The 11,576-nt window shown below is 73.7% G+C and carries 11 protein-coding genes; 10 read left to right on the forward strand and 1 reads right to left on the reverse strand.

The window, feature by feature from the left end:
- Positions 1-159 precede the first annotated feature (159 nt).
- The 3 genes from JHAT_RS26115 to JHAT_RS26125 all read left to right on the forward strand — a co-directional run bounded on the left by JHAT_RS26115 (position 160) and on the right by JHAT_RS26125 (position 3,274).
- Positions 160-972 (forward strand): hypothetical protein, encoded by an 813-nt coding sequence (locus JHAT_RS26115; protein ID WP_171991064.1) that lies wholly within the window; start codon positions 160-162, stop codon positions 970-972.
- Entirely contained in the window at positions 969-2,147 is a 1,179-nt protein-coding gene (gene mycP / locus JHAT_RS26120) for a type VII secretion-associated serine protease mycosin (RefSeq protein ID WP_077800717.1), read from the forward strand. The genes JHAT_RS26115 and mycP overlap by 4 nt, the downstream gene beginning before the upstream one ends.
- A gap of 335 nt (positions 2,148-2,482) precedes the next feature.
- Complete coding sequence (locus JHAT_RS26125) at positions 2,483-3,274, forward strand: SseB family protein (RefSeq protein WP_077800718.1); 792 nt, start codon at positions 2,483-2,485, stop codon at positions 3,272-3,274.
- Here JHAT_RS26125 and JHAT_RS26130 read toward each other — a convergent pair.
- A complete protein-coding gene (locus tag JHAT_RS26130; protein ID WP_077800719.1) occupies positions 3,265-3,621 on the reverse strand; it encodes a DUF1844 domain-containing protein in 357 nt (118 codons plus the stop codon). The genes JHAT_RS26125 and JHAT_RS26130 overlap by 10 nt on opposite strands.
- A 387-nt stretch (positions 3,622-4,008) precedes the next feature.
- On the opposite strand from JHAT_RS26130, the gene infC reads away from it, so the two are divergent.
- The 7 genes from infC to pheT all read left to right on the forward strand — a co-directional run bounded on the left by infC (position 4,009) and on the right by pheT (position 11,479).
- Entirely contained in the window at positions 4,009-4,662 is a 654-nt protein-coding gene (gene infC, locus JHAT_RS26135) for a translation initiation factor IF-3 (protein ID WP_077800758.1), read from the forward strand.
- Positions 4,663-4,772: 110 nt separating this feature from the next.
- Entirely contained in the window at positions 4,773-4,967 is a 195-nt protein-coding gene (rpmI, locus tag JHAT_RS26140; RefSeq protein ID WP_003977225.1) for a 50S ribosomal protein L35, read from the forward strand.
- A gap of 97 nt (positions 4,968-5,064) precedes the next feature.
- Complete coding sequence (gene rplT / locus JHAT_RS26145; protein WP_004002577.1) at positions 5,065-5,448, forward strand: 50S ribosomal protein L20; 384 nt, start codon at positions 5,065-5,067, stop codon at positions 5,446-5,448.
- Positions 5,449-5,630: 182 nt separating this feature from the next.
- On the forward strand, positions 5,631-6,479 hold the full coding sequence (locus tag JHAT_RS26150; protein WP_077800720.1) for an RNA methyltransferase: 849 nt from the start codon (positions 5,631-5,633) through the stop codon (positions 6,477-6,479).
- A gap of 54 nt (positions 6,480-6,533) precedes the next feature.
- Entirely contained in the window at positions 6,534-7,673 is a 1,140-nt protein-coding gene (locus tag JHAT_RS26155; protein WP_077800721.1) for an ATP-binding protein, read from the forward strand.
- A gap of 162 nt (positions 7,674-7,835) precedes the next feature.
- Positions 7,836-8,957 carry a phenylalanine--tRNA ligase subunit alpha gene (pheS, locus tag JHAT_RS26160; RefSeq protein ID WP_077800722.1) on the forward strand — a complete coding sequence of 374 codons (1,122 nt, stop codon included), beginning with the start codon at positions 7,836-7,838 and terminating at the stop codon, positions 8,955-8,957.
- Entirely contained in the window at positions 8,957-11,479 is a 2,523-nt protein-coding gene (gene pheT, locus JHAT_RS26165) for a phenylalanine--tRNA ligase subunit beta (RefSeq protein ID WP_077800723.1), read from the forward strand. Before pheS ends, pheT begins: the two co-directional genes overlap by 1 nt.
- Positions 11,480-11,576: the final 97 nt, after the last annotated feature.

Here is an 11,576-nt window from a genome sequence, read left to right on the forward strand (position 1 = left end):
CGGGGACGCGCCGTACCGCCGGAGGGCCGTCCTGCCGGCGCCCCCGCGGAGACCCCGTCGGAGACGACCACACGCCTGCGCCCGATCCCGGCGCGGCCCGAGCCGCACGCCCCCGACCCGGCCCTGTCGTGGGGCACCGCCCCCGGGCCGCGGCCGCTCGTGTCGTTCGCCGAGCCCGAGGGGTACGACCAGCACGCCCGGCCGCGCCCGCTCGGCGGACGCCTGCGGCCCCAGGCCGTCGCCGCTGCCGTCTGCCTGGTGCTCGGGACAGGCCTCGTCACCGGTGCCCTCACCGGCAGCTGGCTCGTCGGGGACCCCGGGGACGCCGACGCGCGCAGTGCCTTCGCCGCCGCCGGGGACCTGTGGCACAGCGTGCCGGTCGACCAGCTCTTCCCGCCCACCGTGCAGGGACAGGGCGCCGGTCCCGGCGGCGCCGACCGCACCTGGATCCGCGTCGCCGTCGCCCCGGACAGCGGCTGCGCGGGCGCCTTCGACCCGCTGCTGGCCAAGGCCCTCGCCCCGGTCGGCTGCGCACGCCTGCTGCGCGCCACCTACACCGACGCCACCCGGAGCCACGTCACCACCGTCGGCCTGCTCTTCACCAAGGCCGACGCCGCCGCCATGAGCTCGCTGGCGGGCCGGTTCGAGAAGGAGGGCCTGGCCCGGCGCGCCGACCTCGTGCCGCTGCCCTACGCCGCCGAGGACACCGTCGCCGCCGGCTTCGGCGCGGACGCGCGCGCCTCGTGGACCGTCTCCGTCCTCACCGACGCCCCCGTCGTCGTCTACGCCGTCTCCGGCTGGGCCGACGGCCGCGCCGTCGACCGGCCCGAACCCGCGCGGGAGGCCATGGAGGCCGGCGCCACCTCCGCCCCGGCCCAGGCCGGCCTCGGTCACGAGGCGCAGGGCCTCGCCGACCGCGTCGAACGCGCCCTGCGCAAGAACGTCGGCACCGCCACGGAGCAGCCCTCGTGACCACCACCACCCGCCGGACCGGGGGCGCCCTGGGCGTCCTCCTCGCCGCCGCCCTCGTCCTCGCCCCGGTGCCCGCCGCGCACGCCGACGGCATCCGCGCCAAGCAGTGGGCCCTCGACGCCCTGCACACCGACGAGGCGTGGCGCACCACCAAGGGTGCGGGCGTCACCGTCGCCGTCCTGGACACCGGCGTCGAGGCCGACCACCCCGACCTGGCCGGGAACGTCCTCCCCGGCACCGACCTGGTCGGCTTCGGCGCGAGCGAGGGCGACCGCGCCTGGGCCCGGCACGGCACCGCCATGGCCGGGATCATCGCCGGTCACGGCCACGGGCCCGGCAACTCCGAGGGCGTCCTGGGCATCGCGCCCGAGGCCAGGATCCTCCCCGTACGCGTGATCCTCGAGGACGGCGACCCCTCCCGCGCCAAGGCCCGCAAGACCCGCGGCAACGCGCTCGCCGAGGGCATCCGCTGGGCCGCCGACCACGGCGCCGACGTCATCAACCTCTCCCTCGGCGACGACTCCGCCTCCGCCCATCCCGAACCCACCGAGGACGAGGCGATCCAGTACGCCCTGAAGAAGGGCGTGGTCGTCGTCGCCTCGGCCGGCAACGGCGGCGAGAAGGGCGACCACGTCTCCTACCCGGCCGCCTACCCGGGCGTCATCGCCGCGACCGCCGTCGACCGCTTCGGCACCCGCGCCTCCTTCTCCACCCGCCGCTGGTACGCCACGGTCAGCGCCCCCGGCGTCGACGTGATCATCGCCGACCCGGACCACCGCTACTACGAGGGCTGGGGCACCAGCGCCGCCTCCGCGTTCGTCTCCGGCACCGCCGCCCTGGTCAAGGCGGCCCACCCGGACCTTTCCCCCGCCCAGGTCAAGAAGCTCCTGGAGGACACGGCCCGCAACGCCCCCGCCGACGGACGTGACGACTCCCGGGGCTTCGGCTTCGTCGACCCCGCCGCCGCCCTCGAGGCCGCCGCACGGCTGAAGCCGCGGGGAACGGACCCGGCGGCCTACGGCGAGGAGTACTTCGGCTCCGGACCGGACGCCCCCACCTCCCACGACGACACCTCGGCCTGGGCGGCCCCGCTGGCCGGCGGCGCGGGCGGCGTCCTGATCGTCGCCTCCGTGGTCCTGTGGCGCGGCCGCCGCGCACGCTACGACGACTTCTGATCCCCCACCGCGCCGCACCGGCGAACACCGCCACCGACACCTCGGCGCCGTCCGCCACGGGCACCGCCGCCGCGGCGCCGTTCGCCACGGGCACCGCCGCCGCGGCGCCTCCCGGTCCACGGCCGCCTCCGTCGTGCTCTCCACCGGTGCCTCCCCGTCCGCGCTCGCCGAGGCCGCCGGCGACACGGCGCCCGCGTCCGGATCCGCCCGCGCCGTCACGTACACCGCCCCGGCGGCGGTGGCCGCGCGTACCGTCGGACGGAGGTGGAACGCGGCTCGGAGATCCCCGAGAGGCCGGTGAGGACCGTCCTCCGCCCCCCGATAGGGTCGGGACCGTGGCGAACAAGAACATTCCCGACCCCGGCTTCTCCGACGACGACGGCTCCGCCGACCCCCGGCTGAGCGCGGCGCTCGCCGCCTGGGCCGAGGACCGCACCGCCCTGGCACCCGTGCTGGAGGCGCTCAAGGGCGCCCGGCTGCTCGTGCCCGTCGTGGCCGTCCTCGGCGAGGTCGAGGAGGACGGTGAAGAGGGGCGCGAAGCTCCTCGGGAGGGCGGTGGTGGGCGACGGGGGGGTGGGCTGCGCCGCGAGAAGACCAGCGACATGGCCGTGCCGACCCTCAAGGCCGGGAACCGCACCGCCCTGCCCGCCTTCACCTCCACCGACTCGCTCGCCCGCTGGGACCCCGAGGCCCGCCCCGTCGCCGTACCGCTGCACCAGGCGCTGCAGGCCGCCGCCCACGAGAAGGCGGACACGGTCGTGCTGGACCTGGCCGGACCGGTGCCGTTCGAGCTGAGCGGGGCGGCCCTGCTGGCGCTGGCCGAGGGGCGCACGACGACCGACCCGCTCGCCGACCCGGCGGTCGTCGAGGCCGTACGCGGTGCCGTGGCCGCCGAGCCCGCCGTCCTGCGCGCCCACCTCGGACCGGGCCGGGCGGACGGCACCCTGGCGCTGGTCCTCGATCCCGCCGCGGCCCCGGCCGAGGCCGCCCGCGCCGTCGCCGGGCGGCTGGCCGCCGACGAGACACTGAGGGCCCGCCTGGTGCGCGGCCTCGACCTGGCACTGCTGCCGGCCGGGGCGACGCCTCCGGGCGAGCCCTTGTACGTGCGGGGTCGGGCTCAGCCGTAGACGGCTCCGGTGTACTTCTCGCCCGGGCCCTGACCCGGCTCGTCCGGCACCAGCGACGCCTCGCGGAACGCCAGCTGCAGCGACTTCAGCCCGTCGCGCAGCGGCGCCGCGTGGAACGAGCTGATCTCGGTCGTGCTCGCGTCCAGCAGACCGGCCAGCGCGTGCACCAGCTTGCGCGCCTCGTCCAGGTCCTTGTGGGCGTCGCCCTCCTCGGTCAGTCCGAGCTTCACGGCGGCGGCGCTCATCAGATTGACGGCGACCGTCACGATCACCTCGACCGCGGGAACCTCCGCGATGTCACGGGCCATGGCGTCGAAGTCGGGCGTCTCAGGAGGGGTCTCACTCATGCCGCTCACGATAGGCGCAGGAAGGGGCGGGGCCCCACTCGGTCCCGGTTAGCCCTTCCCCCGCCGAGCTGCTAACCTTGTGTAACGACCGGTCGGACACGCACGCCCCACGGCAGCGGGCCCGGCCCACAAGTGGAGGCTTTCGAACTCCCACCTGACCGTCCTCCGGGACGGCGGGTCACCGGTCAGGCGGTCCCGTCCCCACGGCGGCGACCGACCCGAAAGCGCGCTCCGCGGCCATCGCGGCGGTGCTCCGGTAGCAGTTCGAGGAGCCCCGCCTGTGATCGTCCGGGGCATTTTTTGTGCGCCGACGCGGTTAGGTCTAACGAACACAGACGTTACGCGGCCGTCCGCCAGACCGCCGCGTGGTGCTACCGAGGAGGATCCATCAGCGCCGAGCCCCGCATCAACGACCGGATTCGCGTTCCCGAGGTGCGACTTGTCGGTCCCAGCGGCGAGCAGGTCGGGATTGTCCCGCTTGCCAAGGCCCTGGAGCTTGCGCAGGAGTACGACCTCGACCTCGTAGAGGTCGCGGCGAACGCCCGTCCGCCCGTGTGCAAGCTCATGGACTACGGGAAGTTCAAGTACGAGTCGGCCATGAAGGCCCGTGAGGCGCGCAAGAACCAGGCGCACACGGTCATCAAGGAGATGAAGCTCCGGCCGAAGATCGACCCGCACGACTATGACACCAAGAAGGGTCACGTCGTCCGGTTCCTCAAGCAGGGCGACAAGGTCAAGATCACGATCATGTTCCGTGGTCGCGAGCAGTCCCGGCCGGAGCTCGGCTACCGACTGCTGCAGCGTCTCGCGGAGGACGTGGCCGACCTCGGGTTCGTGGAGTCGAACCCGAAGCAGGACGGCCGCAACATGATCATGGTTCTCGGTCCGCACAAGAAGAAGACCGAGGCGATGGCCGAGGCTCGCCAGGCACAGGAAGCCCGCAAGGCGGAGGCGAAGGCCAACCCCGGCAAGTCGCAGAACGCCGCGGACGCCGACGCCGTGAACGCCGAGGCTCCGGCCGAGGCCTCCGCCGAGGCGTGACCCCGGGGGACGCGAGTCCCCAGGATGTAACCGATACAAGAGCGACGCTCCACCGTGCCCGGTTCTCACGACCGGGCACCGGAGCGCCACGACGAGGAGATAACGGCGCTATGCCGAAGAACAAGTCGCACAGCGGTGCCAGCAAGCGCTTCAAGATCACCGGCTCCGGCAAGGTGCTCCGTGAGCGCGCCGGCAAGCGCCACCTGCTCGAGCACAAGTCGTCCCGCGTGACGCGTCGCCTCACCGGCAACGCCGAGATGGCCCCGGGCGACGCCGCGAAGATCAAGAAGCTTCTCGGCAAGTGACGTACGGGCGCCACTGAGCGCCGTACGGCAGGACCGGGACCCCATCAACACCGGGCCGTGTGAGGACAACCGCGGCCCCGCTACAAGGAGTTAACAAGTGGCACGCGTCAAGCGGGCAGTCAACGCCCACAAGAAGCGCCGGGCGATCCTCGAGCAGGCCTCCGGCTACCGCGGTCAGCGTTCGCGCCTGTACCGCAAGGCCAAGGAGCAGGTCACCCACTCGCTGGTCTACAACTACAACGACCGCAAGAAGCGCAAGGGTGACTTCCGCCAGCTGTGGATCCAGCGCATCAACGCCGCTGCCCGCGCCAACGGCATCACGTACAACCGCTTCATCCAGGGCCTCAAGGCCGCCAACGTCGAGGTGGACCGCAAGATCCTCGCCGAGCTGGCCGTCAACGACGCCGGTGCGTTCGCCGCGCTGGTCGAGGTCGCCCAGAAGGCGCTGCCGAGCGACGTCAACGCGCCGAAGGCCGCGTGACGCCGCGCCGGCTCTGAGCCGACGTGACCGGACCCGCAGGTTTCGAGCCTGCGGGTCCTGTCGTTGCCGCCCCTCCGTCCTCCGTCGGCTGCGGGCGCGTCGTGGCCGGTCGCGCAGTTCCCCGCGCCCCTGAGGGGCGCGCTGCAGTCCGCGTCGATTCCCATGTGAAGGTGTGAGCAAGAGTGCGTCCCGTCAGCCCCGAGCTGATCTCCCCGCGGTCCCCCCGCGTCCTTGCCGCGCGGCGGTTGGCGAAGCGGAACTTCCGGGGGAAGGAGCGGTTGTTCCTGGCCGAGGGACCGCAGGCCGTGCGGGAGGCCGCCGGGTACGGGGACACCCTGGTCGAGGTGTTCGCCACCGTCGAGGCCGCCGAGCGGTACGCCGACATCATCGCCGCCGCCCGTGACACCGGCGCGCGCGTCCACCTCGCCGCCGACGCGGTGATCGAGGACGTCTCCACCACCGTCACCCCGCAGGGCCTCGTCGGGATCTGCCGGTTCCTGGACACGCCGTTCGACGAGATCCTCGCCGCCCGCCCCAGGCTCGTCGCCGTCCTCGCCCACGTCCGCGACCCCGGCAACGCGGGCACCGTGCTGCGCTGCGCCGACGCCGCCGGCGCCGAGGCCGTCGTCCTCACCGACGCCTCCGTCGACCTGTACAACCCCAAGGCCGTACGCGCCTCCGTCGGGTCCCTGTTCCACCTGCCGGTCGCCGTCGGCGTCCCCGTCGAACGGGCCGTGGCCGGACTGCGCGACGCCGGCGTGCGGATCCTGGCCGCCGACGGCGCGGGCCAGGACGACCTGGACGCCGAACTGGACGCCGGCACCATGGGCGGGCCCACGGCCTGGGTCTTCGGCAACGAGGCCTGGGGGCTGCCGGAGGAGACCCGCGCCCTCGCCGACGCCGTCGTCCGCGTCCCGATCCACGGGAAGGCCGAGAGCCTGAACCTCGCCACCGCCGCCGCCGTATGTCTCTACGCGTCCGCGCGTGCACAGCGCGCCGCCGGAGGGTGCCGCTCCGTCACCGAGAGCTAGTAGGGTGACCAGTTCGGGGACCCCCAGACCGGCTGAGAGGTGGGGTACGGGGATATGAGCGTCGGCACGGGCAGCGCACCGGGAGCACACCGGGCGGGGGGCCCTCCCGCGCCGCGCCGGCCCGGGGACCTCGCCGACCTCGGCATCGGCCCCGACGAGCTGCCCGACGGCCTCGTCGTCGCGGACGAGCACGGACGGGTGATCTGCTTCAACGCGGCCGCGGCCCGCATCACCGCCGTCCCCGCGGCCCACGCCCTCGGACAGCGCCTCGAGAAGGCCCTGCCCCTGGAGGACCTCGAAGGGCGGCGCTGGTGGCAGCTGACCGACCCCTACGGCGGGCTCGCCGTCCGCGTCGGCCAGCCGGAGCGCAACCTGCTGCTCCCCGGAGGCCGTGAGGTCCTGGTCACCGCCCGCTACGTGCGCGTCGAACGCCTCGGCCCCGTCCACCGCGTCGTCGTCACCCTGCGCGACACCGAGGCCCGCCGCCGCACCGAGCACAGCCACGCCGAGCTGATCGCCACCGTCGCCCACGAACTGCGCTCCCCGCTCACCTCCGTCAAGGGCTTCACGGCGACGCTGCTGGCCAAGTGGGAGCGGTTCACCGACGACCAGAAGCGGCTGATGCTGGAGACCGTCGACGCCGACGCCGACCGGGTCACCCGGCTCATCGCCGAACTGCTGGACATCTCGCGGATCGACTCGGGCCGGCTGGAGGTGCGCCGCCAGCCCGTCGACATCGGCGCCGCGGTCGGCCGCCACATCCAGGCCTACGTCGCCGCCGGACAGCCGGCCGACCGCTTCCTGCTCCGCCTCGGCCGGCCGCTGCCCGCCCTGTGGGCCGACCCCGACAAGATCGACCAGGTGCTCAGCAACCTCATCGAAAATGCCGTGCGGCACGGCGAGGGAACCGTCACCATCGACATCACGCCCGCCGCGTCCCCCCGCGAGGAGGAGGACGCCGGCACGTCGGTCACGGTGAGCGACGAGGGGCCCGGCATCCCGGAGGAGTCCATGAACCGCGTCTTCACCCGCTTCTGGCGGGGCAGCAAGCGCGGTGGCACCGGCCTCGGGCTCTACATCGTCAAGGGCATCGTCGAGGCCCACGGCGGCACCATCACGGTCGGCCGCGCCCCCGGCGGCGGCGCCGAGTTCCGATTTACGTTGCCCGTGGCGGCTCCCGCGTATCTCACCTGAGACGGTCCGGGACCCCCACGGGCGCCTTCGCCCTTCTCCACCCCGTTAGACTCGGCCTTTGGCACCTTTGTGTCCCGCAGACGGAGACGCCCAGAGCGAGACGCTTCGTCCACGAGCCGGTGACGGGGACCATCAGCCAGCCAATCGGAAGCACGGGAAGAGATGTCGGCACCGAATAAGTCGTACGACCCTGTCGAGGTCGAGGCGTTGAAACCGGAAGAGATCGAGCGCATGCGGGACGAGGCGCTCGCCGCCTTCGCCGCCGCGGACTCCCTCGACGCGCTCCAGGAGGCCAAGGTCGCCCACACCGGCGGCACCTCCCCGCTGTCGCTGGCCAACCGCGAGATCGGCGCCCTGCCCCCGCACGCCAAGGCCGAGGCCGGCAAGCGCGTCGGCATGGCCCGCGGCGCCGTGAACAAGGCGCTGGCCGCCCGCCAGGCCGAGCTGGAGGCCGAGCGCGACGCGCGCGTGCTGGTCGAGGAGGCCGTGGACGTCACGCTGCCCCACGACCGCGTCCCGGCCGGCGCCCGCCACCCCCTCACCACGCTCTCCGAGCGCATCGAGGACATCTTCGTGGCCATGGGCTACGAGGTCGCCGAGGGCCCCGAGGTCGAGGCCGAGTGGTTCAACTTCGACGCCCTGAACATCGGCCCGGACCACCCGGCCCGCGGCGAGGCCGACACGTTCTTCGTGGAAGGCCCCGAGGGCGGCACCGAGTCCGGCGTCGTGCTGCGCACCCACACCTCGCCCGTGCAGATCCGCTCCGCGCTCACCCGTGAGCTGCCGGTCTACGTGATCTGCCCCGGCCGCGTGTACCGCACCGACGAGCTGGACGCCACGCACACCCCCGTCTTCCACCAGGTCGAGCTGCTCGCCGTCGACGAGGGCCTGACCATGGCGGACCTCAAGGGCACCCTGGACCACATGGTCCAGTCGCTGTTCGGCGCGGAGATGAAGACCCGGCTGCGGCCGAACTTCTTCCCCTTCACCGAGCCGAGCGCCGAGATGGACATGCTCTGCTACGTCTGCAAGGGCGCGTCCGTCGGCAACCCCGACCGGCCCTGCCGCACCTGCTCCAGCGAGGGCTGGATCGAGCTCGGCGGCTGCGGCATGGTCAACCCGCGGGTGCTCACCGCCTGCGGCGTCGACCCGGAGAAGTACAGCGGCTTCGCCTTCGGGTTCGGCATCGAGCGGATGCTGATGTTCCGCCACAACGTCGAGGACATGCGAGACATGGTCGAGGGTGACGTCCGGTTCACCCGGCCGTTCGGGATGGAGATCTGATGCGGATCCCGCTTTCTTGGCTGCGGGAGTACGTCGACCTGCCGGCGACGGAGACCGGCCGGGACGTACAGGCCAAGCTCATTTCGGCCGGACTCGAGGTCGAGACCGTCGAGCACCTCGGCGCCGACCTCAAGGGCCCCCTCGTCGTCGGCCAGGTGCTGACCATCGAGGAGCTGGAGGGCTTCAAGAAGCCGATCCGCTTCTGCACCGTCGACGTCGGGCAGGCCAACGGCACCGGCGAGCCCCAGGAGATCGTCTGCGGCGCCCGCAACTTCGCCGTCGGCGACAAGGTCGTCGTGGTCCTCCCCGGCGCCACCCTGCCCGGCGGCTTCTCGATCAGCGCCCGCAAGACCTACGGCAAGACGTCCCACGGCATGATCTGCTCCAGCGACGAGCTGGGCATGGGCGACGACGGCACGCACGGCATCATCGTGCTGCCGCCCGAGACCGAGGTCGGCAAGGACGCCATCGAGCTGCTGGAACTGGTCGACGAGGTCCTGGACATCGCCGTCACCGCCAACCGCGGCGACTGCCTGTCCATCCGCGGCGTCGCCCGCGAGACCGCCATCGCCTACGGCCTGCCGCTGCGCGACCCGGCCCTGCTCGACGTGCCCGGGCCGAACGCCTACGGCTACCCCGTGAAGATCGCCGACCCCACGGGCTGCGACCGCTTCACCGTCCGCACGGTCACCGGCCTCAGCCCCGAGGCGCGCTCGCCGATCTGGCTCCAGCGCCGGCTGCAGAAGGTCGGCATGCGCCCGATCTCGCTCGCCGTCGACGTCACCAACTACGTGATGATGGAGCTCGGCCAGCCCCTGCACGCCTACGACCGGAACCTGATCCAGGGCACCATCGGCGTGCGCCGGGCCGAGGAGGGCGAGAAGATCGTCACCCTCGACGGCGTCGAGCGGAAGCTGCACGCCGAGGACCTGGTCATCACCGACGACCGCGGCCCGATCGGCCTCGCGGGCGTCATGGGCGGCGCCGACACGGAGATCGCCGACCACGGTGCCGCCGAGAACGGGGGCACCGCGACGAGTGACGTGGTCATCGAGGCCGCCCACTTCCACCAGGTCGCCATCGCGCGCACCGCCCGCCGCCACAAGCTGTCCTCCGAGGCGTCCCGCCGCTTCGAGCGCGGCGTCGACCCGCAGGCCGCGGCCGCCGCCGCCCAGCGCACCGTCGACCTCCTCGTGCTCCTCGCGGGCGGCACCGCCGAGGCCGGCGTCACCGAGATCAGCGCGCCCTCCGCGCCGCACACCATCGCCATGCCCGCCGACCACCCGGACAAGGTGGCGGGCGTGACGTACGGCCGGGAGACCGTCGTACGCCGCCTCCAGGAGGTCGGCTGCGACGTGTACGGGCAGGACGAGCTGATCGTCACCGTCCCGTCCTGGCGACCCGACCTCACCGACCCGAACGACCTGGCCGAAGAGGTCATCCGCCTGGAGGGCTACGAGAACCTGCCCTCCACGCTGCCCCGCCCCCCGGCGGGCCGTGGCCTGACCGCCCGGCAGCGGCTGCACCGCCGCGCCGGCCGGGCGCTGGCCGGCGCCGGCTACGTCGAGGCGCTGAACTACCCGTTCGTCAGCGAGCAGGTCTTCGACCAGCTCGGCCTGGACGCCGACGACCCGGCCCGCCGCGTGGTCAGGCTGGTCAACCCGCTCAGCGACGAGGAGCCCGCGCTGCGGACCTCGCTGCTGCCGGGCCTGCTCGGCGCGCTGCGCCGCAACGACGGCCGCGGCAGCCACGACCTCGCCCTCTTCGAGACGGGCCTGGTCTTCCACCCGCGTGACGAGCAGCGCGTCGCCGCCGACCTGCCCGTCGACCGGCGCCCGAGCGAGGAGGACCTCGCCGCGCTGGACGCCGCGCTGCCCGACCAGCCCCGGCACGTCGCCGTCGTCCTCGCGGGCGCCCGCGAGCAGGCCGGCTGGTGGGGCAAGGGCCGCCCGGCCGACTGGGCCGACGCGGTCGAGGCGGCGCGCGTCGTCGCCCGCGAGGCCGGTGCCGAACTGGGCATCCGCAAGGGCCAGTACGGCCCCTGGCACCCGGGCCGCTGCGCCGAGCTGTTCGTCACCGTGGACGGCGAGGAGCGGGTCATCGGCCACGCCGGCGAGCTGCACCCGCGGGTCGTGAAGACCCTGGGCCTGCCCGCGCGCACCTGCGCGACGGAGCTGGACCTCGACGCCCTGGAGCGGGCCGGCGACGGCATCCCGCAGGCGCCGGGCATCTCCACGTTCCCGGTCGCCACGCAGGACGTCGCCCTGGTCGTCGACGCGTTCGTCCCGGCGGCGGACGTCGAGGCGGCGCTGCGCGAGGGTGCGGGCGAACTGCTGGAGTCCATCCGGCTGTTCGACGTCTACGACAACGCGGAGCAGCTCGGCGAGGGCCGCAAGTCCCTCGCGTACGCGCTGCGCTTCCGCGCGGGGGACCGGACGCTGACGGTCGACGAGGCGTCGGCCGCCCGCGACGCGGCGGTCGCCCTCGCGGGCGAGCGGGTCGGAGCGGTGCTGCGCAGCTAGCGGTGCGCCCGAGGGGGCGCGGGGTTCCGCCGGTCGGCGGCCGAGGGTGGCCGGTGGCTGAGCACGCGGTTCCCCGCGCCCCTTGTCGGCTTCGGGG

The organism is Streptomyces sp. JHA26 (assembly GCF_002005565.1).
Classification (GTDB): Bacteria; Actinomycetota; Actinomycetes; order Streptomycetales; family Streptomycetaceae; genus Streptomyces.